The following is an 18350-nucleotide window of genomic DNA, read 5'->3' on the forward strand; positions in this document are numbered from 1 at the left end:
CGCACGGCCTTGAAACCCGGCCAGCAGGCGCTGGACGTTGCCGGTGGCACGGGCGACCTGGCGCGCGGCATGGCCGAGCAGGTCGGCAAGGACGGCCTCGTTGTGCTGTCCGACATCAACCCGAACATGCTGGAAAACGGTCGGCGGCGACTGGTCGACAAGGGCGTGGTCGGCAATGTCGACTTCGTGGAAGCGAATGCCGAGGAACTGCCCTTCGACGACCATCGCTTCCACTGCGTGACGATCGGTTTCGGCCTGCGCAATGTCACCGACAAGGACCAGGCGCTGCGCGAAATGCATCGTGTCCTGAAACCGGGCGGTCGCCTGCTGGTGCTGGAGTTTTCCAGGCCGGTGCTGCCAGGTTTGAACACCATATATGATGCGTATTCCTTCAAATTGCTGCCGCTGATGGGCAAGCTGGTGGCAAACGACGAAGCCAGCTACCGCTACCTGGCCGAATCCATTCGCAAGTTTCCCGACCAGGACACGCTGCGCGACATGATGCTCGGAGCCGGCTTCGACGAAGTCAGCTACCACAACCTCTCGGGCGGCATTGTCGCCCTGCACATCGGCCTTAAATTCTGAGATTCGCCTGAGACTGAAATGAGACTGCCCGGCCTTTTCACTGCCCTGATGCAGATGAGCATCGACGCCGCCCTCGATGACAACGAGGAAGCCCGCGCGCGTGCCGAGAAACTGGACGGGGCGGTGATGGCGATCGAGTTCACCGAGTTCGATGCACCGCTGTGGTTGCGTCCGCAGGGCGGGCGCATCGACGTGCTGAACCAGTGGAATGGCGGCGCCGATGTCACGGTGCGCGGCACGGTGCCCGGACTGCTGTTTGCGAACCTGAACAAGGAGCGCGGCAAGGGCGGCATGCGCATCGAGGGCGATGCCGCCACCGGCCACGATTTCCAGCAGCTGCTGATGTCGCTGGATATCGACTGGGAAGAAAAGCTGTCGCGTTTTGTCGGTGACACCGCGGCACATCGTGTCGGCCAGGCCTTGCGCGGTTTCCGTGACTGGGGACGGCAGTCGACGCAACGCGCCGGCGACAACCTGCGCGAGTACCTGCAGGAAGAAGCCGAGGCGCTGCCGCGCCGGAGCGAAGTGAACGAGTTCCTGGGCGCGGTCGACGACGTCCGCATGGCGGTGGATCGCCTCGAAGCGCGCCAGCAACGACTGTTTCGCAAGCTGGCGCAGGCCGGTATCAACGTGGTTGGAGACCGGTCATGAATTCGCTCAGGCAACTGCTTCGCCTGTTCCGCATCAACTGGGTGCTGTCGCGCCGTGGCCTGGATGAAATCATCTTCACCATCCACATCCTGCGCCCCTTCCGTTTCCTGCTGTACCTCGCGCCCTGGACCTGGTTCCGCGATACCTCGCTGCCGCGCGGTGCGCGCATCCGCCTGGCGCTGGAGGACCTGGGACCGATCTTCGTCAAGTTCGGCCAGATGCTGTCGACGCGTCGCGACCTGCTGCCGCACGACATCGCCAACGAACTGGCCCTGCTGCAGGACAAGGTGCCGCCCTTCGACGGTGCCGATGCCCGGCGCATGGTCGAAAAGGCACTGGGCGAACCGACCGCCAAGGTGTTCGCGGAATTCGATACCACGCCACTGGCCTCGGCCTCCATCGCCCAGGTGCACAAGGCCGAGCTGCTGAGCGGTGAAGACGTGGTGGTCAAGGTCCTGCGTCCAGGGGTCGAGCGCATCATCCGCCAGGATATCGAGGTGCTCTACCTCATTGCCCGGTTGGCGCAGCGCTACTGGGCCGACGGCAAGCGCCTGCGGCCGGTGGAAGTCGTCGCGGAATACGAGAAGACCATTTTCGACGAGCTGGACCTGATGCGCGAAGGCGCGAACGCCGCGCAGCTGAAACGCAATTTCGAAGGTTCGGACCTCCTGTACGTGCCGGAAGTGCACTGGGAGCACACGCGCCGCAACGTGATGGTGATGGAACGCATCCATGGCGTGCCGATCCGCAATCTCGAGGAACTGCATGCCGCCGGCACCGACATGCAGGTGCTTTCGGAACGTGGCGTCGAGATCTTTTTCACCCAGGTGTTCAGCCACAATTTCTTCCATGCCGACATGCACCCGGGCAACATCTTTGTCGACATCTCCGATCCGAAGCAGCCGAAGTACATTGCCGTCGATTTCGGCATCGTCGGTACGCTGGCGCCGCGCGACCAGCACTATCTCGCCGAGAATTTCATCGCCTTCTTCAATCGCGATTACCGTCGTGTTGCCGAACTGCATGTCGAATCCGGCTGGGTGCCGGAAGGCACGCGGGTCGATGAATTCGAGTCGGCCATCCGGACGGTCTGCGAGCCGATCTTCAACAAGCCGCTGAAGGAGATTTCCTTCGGCCAGTTGTTGCTGCGCCTGTTCCAGACAGCGCGACGTTTCAACATGGAAGTGCAGCCGCAACTGGTGCTGTTGCAGAAGACCTTGCTGAACATCGAAGGACTCGGTCGCGATCTCTATCCCGACCTGGACCTGTGGAAGACCGCCAAGCCTTTCCTCGAGAACTGGATGAAGGAACAGCTCGGCTTCCGCCATTACTTCAAGGAATTGAAGCGCGAGTTCCCGGAGCTGTCCGCGGCGGTGCGCGACATGCCGTTGAACATCAGCCGACTGGTGAACAAGGCACTGGAGGGCGAGCTTGAAATCCGCTGGCACAACCCGGAACTGGATGCGCTGCGCCTGGAGCTGGAGAAGCGCCGCAAGACCACGGCCTTGCTGGTCGGCGGTGGCAGCCTGGTGATTGCCGGCAGCCTGTTCCTGGTGTCGGGATTCCTGCCGACCTGGGGCGGCGCGGCGGTGATGGGAACTGGCGTGCTCGGCCTGCTGGCGGGTTATTTCCGCAAGTAAGGGTCGATCACGGCCGTTGCAGTCGTGACTCCACCTCGTCCCGCTTTTCCCGACCACACAGCGTTTCCACGAGGCAAAGCGCGAAGTCCATCGCGGTGCCCGGTCCGCGGGAGGTCAGTACCCTGCCATCCCGCACGATGACATCATCCAGCACGGTCACGTCATCCGCCTGTTCCAGCGCGCCGGGAAAGGCGGTCGCATTCCTGCCGGCCAGCAACCCGGCCGCATGCAGGACCTTCGGTGCCGCGCAGATTGCCGCCACGTGCTTTCCCGCCCCCGCCATGTTCTGCAGCAGCTCGATGATGCGCCGGTCCGCCGCGAGATTGTCGCTGCCAGGCTGGCCGCCCGGCAGGGCGATCATGTCGTAATCACGCTGCAATGCCTGGTCCAGCAGGCAGTCTGCCTGGACCGGAATGCCGCGGCTGCCGGTGACAAGCCGCTGGTCGAGCGCCGCCGTGTCGACGTCGACGCCGGCGCGCCGCAGCAGGTCGATTACCGTGGTGGCTTCGATCTCTTCAAATCCCTCAGCGAGGGGAACGAGTACGCTCGCCATCGGGCACCTCCTCGAATTCGGCAGTGGTGGTCATGGCCGCGGTCGACGCCGCCAGCAGCTCGCTGACCAGCACCAGCTCCACGCCATGCCGGCTTCGAAAGTCTGCCAGCTCCTGCTGGAAAACAAGCAGTGTCTCGGGATAGGGATGTGCGATGGCGACGGCCTGGCCTTGTGCTTTCGCCAGCATCACGGCGCGCTCGAGCTCGGCCCTGATCGCTGTCGAGTCCTGCACGTTATCAAGAAAGAGATCACGTTCGGCGCGCGGCAAGCCGGCCTCGGCGGCCATCCGCAAGGCAACGGTCCGGTGGTCGGTGCGCGAATCGATGAAGTAGACATTGCCGGCCTGCCGCAACTCGTCCATCAGCCAGGTCATCGCGCCGGGATGCCGGGTCAGCAGGGAGCCCATGTGATTGTTGACGCCGCGAACGTGGGGAATGGAAGCGAGATTGTCGCGGACGCGCTGCCGGAATTCGTTTTCGCCCATGTGCAGGGTGATGCCGCCCGGTCCCAGCGCCTTGCCGTTGCTGGCTTCCAGCGGCAGGTGCAACATGATTTCCTTGCCATTGCGCGCTGCTCGCTCGGCCAGCCTGGCAGCGTTTGGCTGCTGGGGCAGCAAGGCCAGGGTCAGCTTGCCGGGCAGGTCGGTCGCGGCGAGGCTTTCACGGTAACGCGGTCCGATGTCATCGATGATGATGGCGAGTTTCGGCACCGCGCCGGTCGGCAGCGGCGCTGCGGGTCCGGCAGTGCAGACCGGAATCAGCAGCAGGCTCAACCAGGCCAGGGCGCGCACGCTCACTCCGGTGCCAGCTCGAAGCCGGACAGCAGGCGCCGGCCCTTCAAGGTGTTGATGGCCTGTTGCACCGCCGGGTCGGTCTCCGGGGTCAGGGGCGGGGCGGGATTCTCCACCATGGTGGCACGCCCCTTGAAGGCCCATTCCTGGCCGGATATCAGTCCCGGCAGGATGGAACGTGACATGGCCGTGGCCTGCAGGTCGCGGGTCGCGCCCCGGTCATGCACCAGCAGGTCGGGGGCCAGGCCCTGGCCATCAATGGGTATGCCGGCCGGCGTCGCATAGTACGCAATGGTCAGGCGCAAGGCCTCTCCCGAGGCCAGCGGTACGATCTCCTGCATCGAACCCTTGCCGAAGGTCGCCGTGCCCTGCAGCACCGCACGGCGGTTGCCCTGCAAGGCGGCGGCAAACAGCTCGGCAGCGGACGCCGTACCGCGATTGATCAGCACGATGATCGGCACGCCGGCAAGCTGCGCGCCCGGCGTTGCCATGACGGTCCGGTCGAAATCCTGCTTGCGCGAAATCGTGCGGGTAATGACACCCTCGCCCAGCAGCAGGTCGGCGCTCTCGATCGCGGCATCGATAATGCCGCCGGGATTGTTGCGAAGGTCGATCACCAGGCCTTTCGGGGCGGGGTCACTGGCTTCGATCCGTTGGAAATGATCACGCAGGTGGCGCAGCAGGTCGGTGCTGAAGAATGCCAGGCGGAGGTAGTGGTAACCGTCACCCATGTCGGTGCCGGTCACCGGCAGCTTGCGATAGCTGGCGTGCTCGAGCTCCAGCAGCACGGGTGCGCTGAAGCCACGCTGCATCAGCAACTTGACCCTGTCACCTGGCGTGCCGCGCAGGCCTTCGAGCACCTGCTCATGCGACATGTCATCAACGGCCACGCCGTCGATGGCCAGCAGGTGGTCGCCAGGTTCCACGCCCGCCTCGGCCGCCGGCGTGCCATCGATCGGCGCAATGACGACATAGCTCTTGGCGCGCCGCTCGAGATCGAGTCCGAGACCCTGGTCACGTGACTCGACGGCATTCATCACGGTCTTGAAGCGATCGGGGGACAGCAGCTGTGATTGGGGGTCCAGCTTGTCGAGCATGGCGCGCAGCGCGGCCTGGCGCAGTTCGGCTTCACTGACTTCGCCGGCATAATCCTGGCGAATGCGTGCCAGCACATCCAGCAGCATGGCATCGGTCTCGGCGGCCGTGGCGCTTTGCGGAGGCTCCCCGGCCGCCTGCGGTGCTGCCATGACGGCTGGCAACAAGAGCAGTGCGGTTGCTGCGATGAAAAGCTGCTTGCCCATGGAGTCGCCCCTCTCGGCCTGGGTGGTCTGCGCGTTACGAGTATGGCTCAGCGTCGCGAACTCAGCCAACGCGCCGGATCCTGCACATCCTTGTTGTGTCGGATTTCGAAGTACAGTGCGGCGCGCTGCTGGCCACCGGAATCGCCCATCGCCGCGACGATTTCGCCCGGCACGACCCAATCGCCGACTTCCTTGTAAAGCGTCTGGTTGTGGCCGTAGAGACTGAGGTAGCCGTCGCCATGCTCGAGAATGAGCAACAGGCCGTAATGCGGCAACCAGTCGGCATAGGCCACCCGGCCGTGCGACACCGCGCGCACCGGGGTGCCCGGTTCGGCGGCAATCATCATGCCATTCCAGCGCATGCGCCCCTCGGCACGCGGCTGTCCGAAGCGGGCCACCAGTCGACCATCGGCAGGCCAGGACAGCTTGCCGCGCAGGCTGTTGAATGCAACCTGGTCGCTGAGCCGGTCCGGGATGTCGGCAAACACGTCCAGCAGTGACGCCACCAGGTCGGCCAGCGCCTTCTCGTCGCGCTGCAAGGCATCCAGCTCCGCGTTGCGCGTGCGAATGGACTGCTCCAGCGAAGCGAGCACGGTGGCGCGCTGGTCTCGCGATGCCTCCAGGCGCTGCAGCAGCTCCGCACGCTGCTCGCGAACCCGCGCAAGATCTGCCACTTCCGCGGCAATCTCGCTCTCCAGCTCGACCAGGCGGGTCAGTTGTTCCAGCACGGTTTCGATGCGCTCGGTACGTTCGCGGTTGAGGTAATCGTAGTAGACGAGCACGCGGCCGAATGTTGCCGGATCCTGCTGGTTGAGCAGCAGCTTCATCTTTTCCTCGCGACCCGCCAGGTAGGCTGCCCGCACCTGCGTTGCCAGGGCCTCGCGTTCACTGCCAAGACGGGCGCGCCGGGCCCGTTGCTCGGCTTCGAGCTCGGACAGGCGATCCTGTTTGAAGTCGATCTGGATGTTCACTTCGCGCAGGGCGCTGGCCGCCGCCGCCAGCTCGCGCTCCGCCATGCGGAGCTCGCCGGTCAGCTGGTCGCGCTGGCCAAGATCACGGGCCAGTTGCTGCTGCACCGCCTGGATCTCGGCGCGCAGCGCCTCCAGCTCGGCCTGCTTTTCGCGCGTGTCCGGTTCCTCGCCGGCACCGGCCGCAGCCGCCAGCAACATCAGCGGGAGACAACAGCGCCGGCGCCAGTCCAAGATCAGCTGTCCAGCTTGACCAGGGACGTGCCGGTCATCTCTGGCGGGATGGCCTGGCCCATCAGGGTCAACAGGGTTGGCGCCAGGTCGGACAGCGCTCCGCCCTCGACCAGGCTGGCGGGCCGGCCCAGGTAGAGCAAGGGCACCAGGTTGGTGGTGTGCGCGGTGTGCGCCTGGCCGGTGGCCGGGTCGTACATCTGCTCGGCATTGCCGTGGTCGGCAGTCATCAGCATTTCGCCGCCGGCCGCTTCGATGGCATTGGCCACCCGCCCGAGGCAGGTGTCCAGTGCCTCGATGGCCTTTACCGCGGCGTCGAAATTGCCGGTATGGCCAACCATGTCGGCATTGGCGTAATTGCAGATGATCAGGTCGTATTTGCCGGACTCGATGGCGCCGACCAGCAATTCGGTCAGCTCCGGCGCGGCCATTTCCGGTTGCAGGTCGTAGGTTGCGACCTTGGGCGAGGGAATCAGCTCGCGATCCTCGCCGGGAAAGGGCTTTTCCTCGCCGCCATTGAAGAAGAATGTGACGTGGGCGTATTTCTCGGTCTCGGCAATGCGCAACTGCTTCAGGCCGAGGTCGCTGACGTACTCGCCCAGCACGTTTCTCGGTCGGACCGGCGGGAAGGCGACCGGCAACCCGAAGTCGGCCCGGTACTCGGTCAGGCAGACGTAGCTCGACAGGCGCGGTCGATCGCCACGGTTGAAGCCTTCGAAATCATCGAGTGCCAGGGCCTGGGTGATCTCTCGCGCGCGGTCGGCGCGAAAGTTCATGAAGATAACGGCATCCCCGTCCGCCAGGTGTCGCGGCGCCGCGCCAATGGTCGTCGGCTGCACGAACTCGTCGTTTTCATCACGGTCATAGGCGGCATCGAGCCCGGCGACGGCCGTCTCGGCCGCGAACTCCGCCTTGCCGTCGGCGATCAGGCGGTAGGCTTTTTCGACGCGCTCCCAGCGCTGGTCGCGATCCATGGCGAAGTAGCGACCCACCAGCGAGGCAATGCCGCCATCGAAGTGGTCACTGCGCAGTTCCGCAAACAGGGTGTCGAGTTTCTCCAGCGTCTCTCGCGCGCTGCGCGGCGGCATGTCACGACCATCCAGGATGGCGTGCACGTAGCAATTCACTCCGTGCTTCGCGGCCAGCCGGACCATGGCAAACAGGTGCTCGTCCAGGCTGTGCACGCCACCGGGTGACAGCAGGCCCGCCAGGTGCAACGCGCCCTTGCTCTCCTTCGCAGCGGTGATCGCGTTCAGCAATTCCCGGTTGCGCTCGAACTCGCCGTCCTCGATGGCCTTGGAGATGCGGGTGATCTCCTGGTAGATCACGCGACCGGCACCGAGGTTCAGGTGGCCGACCTCGCTGTTGCCCATCTGCCCCGAGGGCAGGCCCACGGAAATGCCCGAGGTGTCGACGGTGGTCAGCGGGTGCTGCTTGCGCAGGCGATCCCACTGCGGCGTGTCCGCGGCCTGGATGGCGTTGTGCTCGATGGCATCGCTGTGCCCCCAGCCGTCGAAAATGGCCAGCAGTACGGGGCGTGGGCGGGTGGCGGAAGATGTCTGATCCTGGCTCATGCGTTGGCATTCCGTGGTTGGCGAGAATTGATTCCTTACGGGCGGCTGATTTTACCCGTTCGCCCACGGCATTTCGCCCCCTGTTATAATGCGCGACCGTCAACGGCCCGCGGGCCGCCATCGCTTTCGAATCGCAGGATGTTGCATGAACGAATTGCTCGATTTTCTGTTGCGCTATCCCTGGTTATCCAGCGCCGCCCTGTTGTTGCTGATGATGATCGTGTTCCACGAATTTCGCCGCCTGGGCGCGGCCAGCCTGTCGCTGGGGCCGCAGGCCGCGGTCATGCTGATGAACCGCGGTGCCACGGTGGTCGACGTGCGCAGCCAGGAGGCGTTCGAGCGGGCGCACCTGCTGGGCGCTCGCCACATTCCCTCCGGCGAGGTGGCGGAGCGTGCCGAGCAGCTGCCGCAGGACAAGCCCGTGCTGCTGTACTGCGACGCCGGCATGTCGAGTGCGCGCGTGGCCGGGCAGCTGCGCCAGGCCGGCCTGGCCGAGGTCTACAACCTGGCAGGCGGTATCGGTGGCTGGCAGCGGGAGAACCTGCCGGTTGTCAGCGGCAAGGAGTGAGCAGCATGATCGAAGTCTATTCCAGCCAGTTCTGTGGTTACTGCGTGCACGCCAAGATGCTGCTCCAGACTCGCGGTCTCGAGTTCGAGGAAATCCGCGTCGACAAGGAGCCGGAGCGCCGGCATGAAATGATCGAGCGGGGTGGCCAGCGGACCGTGCCGCAAATTTTCATCCATGGTCGACCGATTGGCGGTTTCAGCGAACTCCGCCAGCTTGATGCCAGCGGCAGGCTCGACGAGCTGCTGGGTACTGACGAGGAAACAAGGCAGTGAACGACGAAACCAGCACGCCAGCGGGGGACGAGGGCGACGCCGGTTCGGGGCGACGCTTTGCACTGCAGAAGATCTACCTGCGTGACGCCTCCTTCGAATCGCCGGCAGCACCGGAAATCTTCAAGGGCAAGTGGCAGCCCGAGCTGAACGTCAATATCAGCAACCGTGCCCGCCAGGTGGATGGCCCGACCTACGAGGTGGTGTTGAAGCTGACGGTGGAAGCCAGGCAGCAGGACAAGGTCGCGTTCATTACCGAGGTCGAGCAGTCCGGCCTGTTCCATATCGAGGGTTTCGAAGCCGAGGAAGCCTCGCGCCTGCTTGGCATCATCTGCCCGGACAACCTGTTTCCCTTCGCCCGCGAGGAAATCAACGCGCTGGTCAGCAAGGGCGGTTTCCCGCAGCTGCTGCTGCAGCCCATCAATTTCGAGCAGCTCTATCGCCGCCAGCAACAGCAGCAGGAAAGCCAGGTGCAAGGTAACGCCTGAGGTGGATTGCGGTTAAGCTGGCCACATCACCGAAGCGGGGAAGCGCATGAACAGCGTGGCACAGAACAACAACACGCCGATCACCGTACTCGGCGCCGGCTCCTGGGGTACGGCGCTGGCCATCCAGCTGGCACGCTCCGGCCGATCGGTTCATCTCTGGGGGCGCGAAACCGACCTGATCGAAAAAATGCGGGTCGACCGGGTCAATGCCCTTTTCCTGCCCGACTGCCCTTTCCCCGACACCCTCGAGGTCGAAGCCGATCTCGACAAGGCGCTGTCGCTGGCCGAAGACGTGCTGGTCGTCGTGCCCAGTCATGCCCTGCGTGATCTGCTCGAAAAAGTGGCCGCCTGCGGACACCGACCGACCCGGCTCGCCTGGGCGACCAAGGGTTTCGAAGGTGGCTCGGGCAAGCTGGCGCACGAGGTGGTGGGCGAATGCCTTGGCGACCTGCCGATGGCAGTGCTGTCCGGACCGACGTTTGCCAAGGAAGTCGGCCAGGGCATGCCGACCGCGATAACCGTGGCAGGCGACGAGACCTTTGCAAACTTCTTTGCTGACGCGCTGCATGGCGAGTTCTTCCGGGCCTATACCTCCAACGACATGGTTGGCGTGGAAGTCGGTGGCGCGGTCAAGAACGTGATTGCCATCGGCGCCGGCCTCTCGGATGGCCTGGGATTCGGCGCCAATGCCCGCGTGGCACTGATCACGCGCGGCCTGGCCGAGATTACCCGGCTCGGCGTGGCGCTGGGCGCGCAGACCGAAACCTTCCTGGGGCTGGCCGGCATGGGTGACCTGGTACTGACCTGCACCGACAACCAGTCACGCAACCGCCGCTTCGGCCTGGCGCTGGCCGAGGGCAAGTCGCAGGACGATGCCAAGAAGGAAATCTTCCAGGTGGTCGAGGGCGCGACGGCCGCCGAAGCCACGGTCACCCTGGCCCGTCGACTCGACGTCTACATGCCGATCACGGAAACGATTCACCAGGTGCTGGCCGGCAAGCTGGCGCCCCGCGAGGCCGTGGGTGCCCTGCTGGAGCGCGAGCGCAAGCAGGAAACCGAGTAGCGCTCAGGCGCTGCCCTCGAAACCGCACTGCCGCCAGGCTTCGTAAACGGCCACGGCAACGGCATTGGAGAGATTCAGGCTGCGATTGCCGGGACGCATTGGCAGGCGCAGCAAGCGCTCCGCTGGCATGGACTCGCGCAGTTCGACAGGCAGGCCACGAGTCTCGGGGCCGAACAGCAAGGCATCGTCCGGCTCGAAGCTGACATCGAAAGGCGAATGCCGGGCATGACTGGAAAAGGCAAAAAGGCGCGGCTGGCCAAGATCGGCCAGGCATTGCTCCAGCGAGGGATGCACGCGCACATCGGCCCACTCGTGGTAATCGAGCCCGGCCCGTCGCAGGCGCGGCTCGTCGAGTTCGAAACCGAGCGGCTCGATGAGATGCAGTTCGGCGCCACTGTTGGCGCACAGCCGGATGATGTTGCCCGTGTTGGGCGGGATTTCGGGCTGGTAAAGTATCACCTTGAACATAGGGTCCTCGCCGGGCCACCAGAATCAGGAACTCGATGAACCATGACTGACGCTGCGATCGACACACCCGCCATCGGACTCGACTTCTGCGGCATGCGTTTCGATTCGCCGATCGTGCTGCTGTCCGGCTGCGTCGGGTTCGGAGAGGAGTATACGCGGGTCGAAGGTTTCTCGAATCGCGATGTCGGGGCCATCTGCCTGAAGGGCACGACCGGCGATGCCCGTCTCGGCAACGCCCCGCACCGCATTACCGAGACGCCGATGGGCATGATCAATGCCATCGGCCTGCAGAACCCTGGCGTCGATCATGTCGTGGACAACATCCTGCCGACGCTGGATTTCGACGAAACCCGCTTCATTGCCAATGTCTCGGGCTCGACCATCGAAGAGTACGTGCGTGTCGCCGAACGCTTCGAGGACTCGCCGATCGATGCCATCGAGATCAACATTTCCTGCCCCAACGTCAAGGAAGGCGGCGTGGCTTTTGGCAACGACCCCGAGATGTCGGCGCGCGTGGTCGACGCCATCCGGGCGGTGACCCGCAAACCGCTGATCACCAAGCTGTCGCCCAACCAGACCGACATCCAGGAAAATGCCCGCCGCTGCATCGAGGCCGGGACTGACGCCTTTGCCGTCATCAACACCCTGATGGGCATGGCCGTTGATGTCGAGAAGCGCGAAGCTGTCATTGGTAACATCCAGGGAGGCCTGTCAGGGCCGGCGATCAAGCCCATTGCCCTGCTGAAGACCTGGCAGGTACACCAGGTTGCCGCACCGCACAACATTCCCATCATTGGCCAGGGCGGCATTACCTCGACCGAGGATGCGCTGGCCTTCATTATCGCCGGTGCCAGCGCCGTGGGCATTGGCACCGCACTGTTCTACGACCCGCTGATCTGCCCGAAAATCAACCGCGGCATTGCCGACTACCTGCAACGCCACCAGCTCGGATCGGTCGGCGAACTGGTCGGCACGCTGGAGGGCGGCCGCCACCCCATGGCGGGCTGCATCTAGGGTTCACCGCCGCTGTCCGGAGACAATTGGACCCGCCCAGGAGCAATTTCTCGATTGGGCCTGAAAATCTCGACTTAAGCTCCTAAAATGAAAGCATTAATGTGCATTTTGGTATAAAAAGATTCATACTAGGGTCGCGTAGTGCATTATGTTTAATTGCGGCGCATAATTCCGCTATCTGGCGCCATGCCCGGATTGGCGTGCTGGTGCGAATACTGGGGGGATCGCATTGGGCCTTTTTAGCAAGAAACTGAAATCTGACGGCATGACCGCGCTGGTGTTTCGCGAGCGTACCCTGCATGCCGTCACCCTGTCGCGAAGCCGCGCCAAGCCACAAATCGTGTCGCTGCATTCGTTCAACCGTCCCGACGGCGAGGACCTGGCGCTCGCGTTGCGCGACAACCTTGATCGCGAAGCCTCCGGCTACCCCGTCAATGCCCTGCTGGATTTCGATGATTACCAGCTGTTGCTGGTCGAGGCGCCGGACGTGCGCCCCGAGGAACTGCGCTCCGCCGTGCGCTGGCGACTCAAGGACCTGATCAATTTCCACATTGATGACGCCATCATCGATGTCTTCGAAATCCCGGACCAGCGCCACCAGAATCGCAACCGCATGATGTATGCCGTCGCCGCACGGGCAAGCCGCATTTCGGACGCTGCAGAGATTCTCGAGAATGCCCACCTGACGCTCGAGACGGTCGACATTCCGGAAATGGCATTGCGCAACCTGGCCATGCTGGCGGACGACGAGGTGAACGGCATTGCCCTGCTGCACATGGACGAGGATCGCAGCATGATCACGCTGTCCCGCAACGGCACGCTCTACCTGACCCGCCGCTGGGGATTCGGCAGCCGCGCCATCCGCGAGGCCAGCGATGCCGATGCCGTGGCCCAGCTGGAAGAACAGGTACAGCTCGAAATCCAGCGCTCGCTGGATTACTACGACAGCCATTTTCCGATCGGCCCGCTGGCTGCGCTGGTGGTAACACCGACCACGGCAGCCATTCCCGGCCTGACCGGATTCCTGTCGGAAAGCACCGACTTGCCCGTCAAGACGCTCGACATCGGACAGCGCATCGATGGCGCCGGGCAGCTGGCGGATGGCGGCGAGGTGCTCGCCCTCGGCGCGGCCCTGCGTCACGAGGTGCTGGCGCTATGACTCAGCAGATCAACCTCTACCAACCGATCCTGCGACGGCAGCGCAAGGTCTTTTCGTCCGGCACGATCGCTACCCTGGTGCTGGGCTTTGTCGTACTGATGGGGCTCATCTGGGGCGTCGATTACTGGCAGACCGCCAAGGACCGGGAGTCGCTCGCCGATCTCCGGCAGCAGGAACAGGAAACCGCGCAACGCATCGTGTCGCTGACCCGCACCCTCGGTGACCGCAAGGAAGAGCCCGCGCTGGCTGCCAGCCTGGCCGCTGCACGGCAGGAGATCGCCCTCAAGCGCGAACTCCTGGATCGCATCCAGGGCACGGACTTCAGTGAAAACGAGGGCTTTTCGAGCATCCTCGAAGGCTTCGGCCGGCAGCGCATCAGCGGCCTGTGGCTGACGGCCATTGCCGTCGCTGACGGCGGGCGGGACATGGAAATTGCCGGTGTGAGCCGGGACGCCGCCCTGGTGCCCAAGCTGGTGCGCAAGCTGGGCGAAGAAGATGGTTTCCGCGATCGCGGGTTCCGGCGACTGCAGATGTCGCGCAGCGAGGACATCCGGGGTGCGGTCGATTTTCACATTGCCAGCAACTGGCCGGAGGACGAGAACTGATGGCCAACAAGCGACTGCAAGCTTTTGCTGACCGGATCGACGGCCTGACGCTGCGCGAACGGGCCGCGGTGTTCGTCGGCCTGGTTGCTGTCATCTTCCTGGCCTGGGACGTGTTTCTCCTGCAACCACTGAACGTCGAGAGCACGCGCATTGCCAACGAGCGCGCCCTGCTGCAACAACGCCTGGTTGCCTCGTCGCAGCGGCTGCAGCAGATCCTGACCAACCAGTCGGTCGATCCGAATGCACGGATGCGCGCCGAACTCGAGGAACTCGGCAAAGCCCGCGTGATTCTCGACGAACGACTTGCCGAACGTACCGCCAAGGTCGTTTCGCCGCAGGACATGGCCAGCGTCCTGGAGTCGGTCTTGCGCAAGCAGCAAGGCCTCGAACTGGTTCGGATCGAGAGCCTGGAAGCCGAGGCGCTGTTCCTCGGCACCGGAGTTGATGCGGAAATAGACGCCGACAGCAGTCTGGGGATCTACCGCCATGGCCTGGAAATGCGCTTGCGCGGCAGTTACCTCGACTTCCTCGGTTATGTCAGGGCGCTGGAAGCCATGGATTCCGATTTCTTCTGGGAAGCAGTCCGGATCGAGACGGATCGCTACCCGACAAACGACATCGTTTTGCGGGTCTATACGCTGAGCCTCAGCGAAGACTGGATAGGTGCCTGACATGACACTACCGACACTCCATCGCCAGTTTTTCAGGCTCTGCATCCTCGGCATGATCGGCACTTTTGCTGCGACTGCCGGCGAGCCGGCGGCCATCGGCGATCCGATGCGCCCCAGCAGCCTGGCGAGCGACAGCAGTGCGGACCAGCCTCGGCGCGTCAGCTACCGCGTGCAATCGATCGTGGTCTCGCCCGAGCGGCGTGTCGCCGTGATCAATGGCCGCAGCCTGGAAGAGGGTGAAGCACTGGGGGCCGCCCGCGTGGTCGCCATCGAGGCATACGAAGTAATCATCGAGGTGGACGGCCAGCGTCGTCGCCTCGGACTGACTGACACGAGAATCAAGACGCAGGCGGAGCAACGATGAACCACTCGCCCAGAAAATTGTTTGCGCAGTCGCTGTTCGCAGCGGCACTGTCCCTGGCCATCGCCGGCTGTGCCGGAACATCCGGCGGCCGCATCGACACCGATGCCGACATTTCGGACTCCTTGCGCAATGACGCCACCGATGGTGCTTCGGCCACGGCGGTCGCCGCGGACATGGTGCCCGCGGCCGAGCCGGCGTATCGCTTTGCTGCCGCTGATGTCGAACCTCGCTTCGACGTCAATGCGGATCGCATCGCGGCACGGGACTTCTTCATGGGCCTGGTCAAGGGCACGGACTACAACATGGTGGTGCATCCCGATGTCCGCGGCAGCATTTCCCTGACCCTGAAGAACGTGACTGTCGCCGAGGTCATGACGATCACCCGCGATCTCTACGGTTTCGATTACCGTGCATCGAGACAGGGCTTCATGGTGTTGCCGGCGACGATGCAGAGTCGCATTTACAATGTCGACTACCTGAATCTCACGCGCGGCGGCAAGACCGAGACCCGCGTGTCGTCGGGACAGCTGGCGGGTGGCAGTGACGACAGCGAAGGCCAGTCGAATTCCGGCGTGTTCCGCAATGGCGGGTCACAGGTCCAGGTACGGCCGAGCACCAAGATCGAAACCGAGGGCAGCAGCGACTTCTGGCAGGAGCTGGAAAGCGCCTTGCAGTCGATCATTGGTGACGCCTCCGACCGCAGGGTCGTGATCAATGCCCAGACCGGCGTGATTCTCGTGCGCGCCATGCCGGACGAGCATCGCCATGTGGCCGAGTACCTGGCCAGCATCCAGGACAGTGCCCAGCGGCAGGTCGTGCTGGAAGCAAGAATCATCGAAGTCGAACTGAGCGAAGGCTTCCAGTCGGGGATCAACTGGGCGGCTCTCGACCAGGGCAGCTCGACCACCGCACTCGGCGGCATGGTCGGCGCCAGCGATCTTTTCGACAGCGGGGCTTCTGCATTGAATGGCCAGCAGGTAACGCTCGAACCCGGTGGTGCGCCGATCACCTCGTTGCCGACCTCGCTGTTCGGGGGCGTGTTCGGACTGGCGGTGAACAGTGACGACTTCAGCGCCTTCATCGAGGTCCTGGAAACACAGGGTGATGCGAAAGTCCTGTCCAGCCCTCGCGTGTCGACCGTCAACAACCAGAAGGCCGTCATCAAGGTCGGTTCCGACGAATTCTTCGTCACCGGCATCCAGAGCAACACCACGACCGGTACGGCAACGAACACCAACAGCACCGTGCAACTGACGCCGTTCTTCTCGGGTATCGCGCTCGACGTGACCCCGCAGATCAGCGCCAGTGGTGATGTCATCCTGCACATCCACCCGTCGGTCAGCGAAGTGACCGATCAGCGCAAGAGCATCACCCTCGGCGAGGATGCCGGCCAGCTGCCACTGGCCTTCAGCACCGTTCGCGAATCCGACAGCGTGATCCGCGCCCGCAACGGCCAGATCGTCGTCATCGGCGGACTGATGAAATCATCGACCACCACCGACGAGGCCGGCGTGCCCCTGCTCAAGGACATTCCGGTGCTTGGCCACCTGTTCCGTCACACTCGCGAGCGCGAGATCAAGAGTGAATTGATCATCCTGCTGCGCCCGATCGTCATCACCGATGATGCCGACTGGGAAGCCGTGGCCGGCGAAGCGCGCGCGCGTTTCGACAATTGAGGCAGGCATGTCCGGTGGCGCCCTCTACCTGGAACACTTCGGCCTCGGCGAAACACCTTTTTCGCTGACGCCGGACACGAGTTTCTTTTACGCCTATCGCAGCCACCAGGAAGCGCTCGACACGCTGCTCGTGGCACTGCGGGCCGGCGAGGGCTTCATCAAGGTGACCGGCGAAGTGGGCCTCGGCAAGACCCTGGTGTGCCGCAAGTTGTTGCGTTCACTGGGCGACCCCTTCGTGACTGCCTACATCCCCAACCCGCACCTCTCGCCGGGCGCGATGCGCCAGGCGATCGCCGACGAGCTGTCGGTCAAGCTGCCGACCCGTGCCACGCAGAACGAAGTGGTTCGCGCCATCACCCGGCGCCTGCTCGAGCTGGCCACCGAAGGCAAGCAGGTGGTCGTGATTCTTGACGAAGCACAGGAACTGCCGGCGGCCACGCTGGAAGCGGTGCGGCTGCTGACCAACCTGGAAACCGAAAAGCGCAAGCTGCTGCAGGTCGTGCTGTTCGGCCAGCCCGAACTCGACCGCCGCTTGAACGAACGCAACATCCGGCAGTTGAAACAACGCATCACCTTCAGCTACGTGCTGCGCCCGCTGGATATCGACGCCATGGACGAGTACATCCGGCACCGCCTGCGAATTGCGGGCTACCGGGGCGCCCAGCTGTTCGATCGGGCCGCCTTGAGAAAGATCTTTGTCGCCAGTCGCGGTACCCCTCGGCTGGTGAACATCCTCTGCCACAAGGCCATGATGGTGGCCTATGGCCGGGGCCTGGACGCCATTGGCAGGCAGGAAGCAACGCCTGCCATCGAGGACACGGAAGGTGCCATGCGGGTTCGCAACTGGTGGCCACTGGCGGCGGGCGGCGCACTGGCCGGCATGCTGCTGGGCTTCGTCTGGTACTACCATGGAGGAGGCTGGCCGTTGCCATGAGCTTGATCAATCGCATGCTGGAGGATCTCGAAAAGCGCGACCCGGCGTCGACCGCCGGCCGCGGCACCCTGCGCCGGCGCAATGCCCGCGAGCTGTTGCCATGGCTGCTGGTGGGCATCCTGCTGGTTGCCTGCGGGGTGCTGGCCTGGCTGGCACTGGCCAGCGACGAGCCGCTGACCACCTCGAGCACCACGCTGGCGGTCACGCCCGAGGTGAGTGCCCCGGTGGTCGCCGAGACACAGGCCGTCGAAGCGGCGCCGGCCGAGACGCCAGCGGTGAGCAGCACGACCGAAACCGAGCAGGACGAAACCGGACAACCCGCCGTTGTCCGCGCACCGGCGCCGACCTCCGCTGTCGCCGCGACTACGGCAACACGGGCAGCCAGCAGCAGCGAGCCGGACGCCGCGCCGTCGACCCTTTCGCCAGCAGAGCCGCAACCGCAGGAGTCACTGCCACAGGATCCGGAGGAACCCGGGACCATGCAGGTCGCCCCGGCATTTGTCGATCCACAGGCAGCGGCGCAACAGCAGATCGACACCGGCCTGCGTGCGCTGTCGCGCGGCCAGCTGGACACGGCAACGCGTAACCTGCGCAACGGGCTCGCGGTGCTCGAAGACAACGATGCGGCACGGGAAGCGCTGTACGTCGCTTACCGCCGACAGGGGCGCCTCGCCGAAGCCGAGGGCGTGCTGCGCGACGGGCTGGCAGTGGCCAGCCGCCCGACCACCTTTGCCAAGCTGATGGCGCGCGACCTGCTCGCCCGGGGTGATCTCCAGCA

Annotated in this window: 21 protein-coding genes; 15 read left to right on the forward strand and 6 right to left on the reverse strand. The window is 64.3% G+C overall.

All coding sequences use genetic code 11. The annotated features are described in order from the left end of the window. From R3217_07625 to ubiB, 3 genes are all read left to right on the forward strand, one after another. Positions 1-585: class I SAM-dependent methyltransferase (locus tag R3217_07625; GenBank protein ID MDX1455305.1), on the forward strand; the 585-nt coding region annotated here is incomplete at its 5' end. Positions 586-603: 18 nt separating this feature from the next. Then, on the forward strand, positions 604-1236 hold the full coding sequence (locus R3217_07630) for an SCP2 sterol-binding domain-containing protein (protein MDX1455306.1): 633 nt from the start codon (positions 604-606) through the stop codon (positions 1234-1236). Then, positions 1233-2876, forward strand: coding sequence for a ubiquinone biosynthesis regulatory protein kinase UbiB (gene ubiB, locus R3217_07635; GenBank protein ID MDX1455307.1), 1644 nt, complete (start codon positions 1233-1235; stop codon positions 2874-2876). The genes R3217_07630 and ubiB overlap by 4 nt, the downstream gene beginning before the upstream one ends. A 7-nt stretch (positions 2877-2883) precedes the next feature. Here the strand turns inward: ubiB and R3217_07640 are convergent, their stop codons facing one another. The 5 genes from R3217_07640 to gpmI are packed head-to-tail and all read right to left on the reverse strand — an operon-like array spanning position 2884 to position 8293. Continuing rightward, complete coding sequence (locus R3217_07640; GenBank protein MDX1455308.1) at positions 2884-3429, reverse strand: DJ-1/PfpI family protein; 546 nt, start codon at positions 3427-3429, stop codon at positions 2884-2886. Continuing rightward, entirely contained in the window at positions 3401-4219 is an 819-nt protein-coding gene (locus R3217_07645) for a divergent polysaccharide deacetylase family protein (protein ID MDX1455309.1), read from the reverse strand. Before R3217_07645 ends, R3217_07640 begins: the two co-directional genes overlap by 29 nt. A gap of 2 nt (positions 4220-4221) precedes the next feature. Beyond that, a complete protein-coding gene (locus R3217_07650) occupies positions 4222-5520 on the reverse strand; it encodes a S41 family peptidase (protein MDX1455310.1) in 1299 nt (432 codons plus the stop codon). Positions 5521-5567: 47 nt separating this feature from the next. Then, positions 5568-6689, reverse strand: coding sequence for a peptidoglycan DD-metalloendopeptidase family protein (locus R3217_07655; protein ID MDX1455311.1), 1122 nt, complete (start codon positions 6687-6689; stop codon positions 5568-5570). 35 nt (positions 6690-6724) lie between these two features. Further along, positions 6725-8293, reverse strand: coding sequence for a 2,3-bisphosphoglycerate-independent phosphoglycerate mutase (gene gpmI / locus R3217_07660; protein ID MDX1455312.1), 1569 nt, complete (start codon positions 8291-8293; stop codon positions 6725-6727). Between the two features lie 145 nt (positions 8294-8438). Between gpmI and R3217_07665 the strand changes: the two genes are divergently transcribed. Genes R3217_07665 through R3217_07680 form a run of 4 tightly spaced genes read left to right on the forward strand, consistent with a single transcriptional unit; the run spans position 8439 to position 10681 of the window. Next, positions 8439-8861, forward strand: coding sequence for a rhodanese-like domain-containing protein (locus R3217_07665; GenBank protein ID MDX1455313.1), 423 nt, complete (start codon positions 8439-8441; stop codon positions 8859-8861). Between the two features lie 5 nt (positions 8862-8866). After that, a complete protein-coding gene (gene grxC / locus R3217_07670; protein ID MDX1455314.1) occupies positions 8867-9133 on the forward strand; it encodes a glutaredoxin 3 in 267 nt (88 codons plus the stop codon). Further along, positions 9130-9618 carry a protein-export chaperone SecB gene (secB, locus tag R3217_07675; protein MDX1455315.1) on the forward strand — a complete coding sequence of 163 codons (489 nt, stop codon included), beginning with the start codon at positions 9130-9132 and terminating at the stop codon, positions 9616-9618. The genes grxC and secB overlap by 4 nt, the downstream gene beginning before the upstream one ends. A gap of 46 nt (positions 9619-9664) precedes the next feature. Continuing rightward, positions 9665-10681, forward strand: a complete 1017-nt coding sequence (locus tag R3217_07680) for an NAD(P)H-dependent glycerol-3-phosphate dehydrogenase (protein MDX1455316.1) — start codon at positions 9665-9667, stop codon at positions 10679-10681. 3 nt (positions 10682-10684) lie between these two features. Here the strand turns inward: R3217_07680 and R3217_07685 are convergent, their stop codons facing one another. Continuing rightward, a complete protein-coding gene (locus R3217_07685; protein MDX1455317.1) occupies positions 10685-11149 on the reverse strand; it encodes a tRNA (cytidine(34)-2'-O)-methyltransferase in 465 nt (154 codons plus the stop codon). A 42-nt stretch (positions 11150-11191) separates the two neighbouring features. Here R3217_07685 and R3217_07690 point away from each other — a divergent pair, with 42 nt between their 5' ends. The 8 genes from R3217_07690 to R3217_07725 all read left to right on the forward strand — a co-directional run. Then, on the forward strand, positions 11192-12163 hold the full coding sequence (locus tag R3217_07690; protein MDX1455318.1) for a dihydroorotate dehydrogenase: 972 nt from the start codon (positions 11192-11194) through the stop codon (positions 12161-12163). A 229-nt stretch (positions 12164-12392) separates the two neighbouring features. Then, a complete protein-coding gene (gene pilM / locus R3217_07695) occupies positions 12393-13322 on the forward strand; it encodes a pilus assembly protein PilM (protein ID MDX1455319.1) in 930 nt (309 codons plus the stop codon). After that, positions 13319-13927: a hypothetical protein gene (locus tag R3217_07700; GenBank protein ID MDX1455320.1), complete on the forward strand. Its 609-nt coding sequence runs from the start codon at positions 13319-13321 to the stop codon at positions 13925-13927. Before pilM ends, R3217_07700 begins: the two co-directional genes overlap by 4 nt. After that, a complete protein-coding gene (locus tag R3217_07705; protein ID MDX1455321.1) occupies positions 13927-14598 on the forward strand; it encodes a hypothetical protein in 672 nt (223 codons plus the stop codon). Before R3217_07700 ends, R3217_07705 begins: the two co-directional genes overlap by 1 nt. Position 14599: 1 nt before the next feature. Beyond that, a complete protein-coding gene (locus R3217_07710; protein MDX1455322.1) occupies positions 14600-14962 on the forward strand; it encodes a hypothetical protein in 363 nt (120 codons plus the stop codon). Beyond that, positions 14959-16638: a pilus (MSHA type) biogenesis protein MshL gene (gene mshL / locus R3217_07715; protein MDX1455323.1), complete on the forward strand. Its 1680-nt coding sequence runs from the start codon at positions 14959-14961 to the stop codon at positions 16636-16638. The genes R3217_07710 and mshL overlap by 4 nt, the downstream gene beginning before the upstream one ends. A 7-nt stretch (positions 16639-16645) precedes the next feature. After that, entirely contained in the window at positions 16646-17572 is a 927-nt protein-coding gene (locus R3217_07720; protein MDX1455324.1) for an AAA family ATPase, read from the forward strand. Next, positions 17569-18350 (forward strand): hypothetical protein (locus tag R3217_07725; GenBank protein ID MDX1455325.1); only part of this gene is annotated, 782 nt, incomplete at its 3' end. The genes R3217_07720 and R3217_07725, both read left to right, overlap by 4 nt.

This window comes from Gammaproteobacteria bacterium (genome assembly GCA_033720895.1).
GTDB lineage: Bacteria > Pseudomonadota > Gammaproteobacteria > Natronospirales > JAJUFS01 > JAWWBS01.

Bases quoted from the DNA above. Each gene is read 5' to 3' on its own strand.
- R3217_07685 (MDX1455317.1), bottom strand. From the start codon at position 11,149: ATGTTCAAGGTGATACTTTACCAGCCCGAAATCCCGCCCAACACGGGC.
- R3217_07655 (MDX1455311.1), bottom strand. From the start codon at position 6,689: ATGTTGCTGGCGGCTGCGGCCGGTGCCGGCGAGGAACCGGACACGCGC.
- R3217_07665 (MDX1455313.1), top strand. From the start codon at position 8,439: ATGAACGAATTGCTCGATTTTCTGTTGCGCTATCCCTGGTTATCCAGC.
- R3217_07650 (MDX1455310.1), bottom strand. From the start codon at position 5,520: ATGGGCAAGCAGCTTTTCATCGCAGCAACCGCACTGCTCTTGTTGCCA.
- mshL (MDX1455323.1), top strand. From the start codon at position 14,959: ATGAACCACTCGCCCAGAAAATTGTTTGCGCAGTCGCTGTTCGCAGCG.
- grxC (MDX1455314.1), top strand. From the start codon at position 8,867: ATGATCGAAGTCTATTCCAGCCAGTTCTGTGGTTACTGCGTGCACGCC.
- R3217_07690 (MDX1455318.1), top strand. From the start codon at position 11,192: ATGACTGACGCTGCGATCGACACACCCGCCATCGGACTCGACTTCTGC.
- R3217_07705 (MDX1455321.1), top strand. From the start codon at position 13,927: ATGGCCAACAAGCGACTGCAAGCTTTTGCTGACCGGATCGACGGCCTG.
- R3217_07630 (MDX1455306.1), top strand. From the start codon at position 604: ATGAGACTGCCCGGCCTTTTCACTGCCCTGATGCAGATGAGCATCGAC.
- gpmI (MDX1455312.1), bottom strand. From the start codon at position 8,293: ATGAGCCAGGATCAGACATCTTCCGCCACCCGCCCACGCCCCGTACTG.
- ubiB (MDX1455307.1), top strand. From the start codon at position 1,233: ATGAATTCGCTCAGGCAACTGCTTCGCCTGTTCCGCATCAACTGGGTG.
- R3217_07720 (MDX1455324.1), top strand. From the start codon at position 16,646: ATGTCCGGTGGCGCCCTCTACCTGGAACACTTCGGCCTCGGCGAAACA.
- R3217_07710 (MDX1455322.1), top strand. From the start codon at position 14,600: ATGACACTACCGACACTCCATCGCCAGTTTTTCAGGCTCTGCATCCTC.
- R3217_07700 (MDX1455320.1), top strand. From the start codon at position 13,319: ATGACTCAGCAGATCAACCTCTACCAACCGATCCTGCGACGGCAGCGC.
- R3217_07680 (MDX1455316.1), top strand. From the start codon at position 9,665: ATGAACAGCGTGGCACAGAACAACAACACGCCGATCACCGTACTCGGC.
- R3217_07640 (MDX1455308.1), bottom strand. From the start codon at position 3,429: ATGGCGAGCGTACTCGTTCCCCTCGCTGAGGGATTTGAAGAGATCGAA.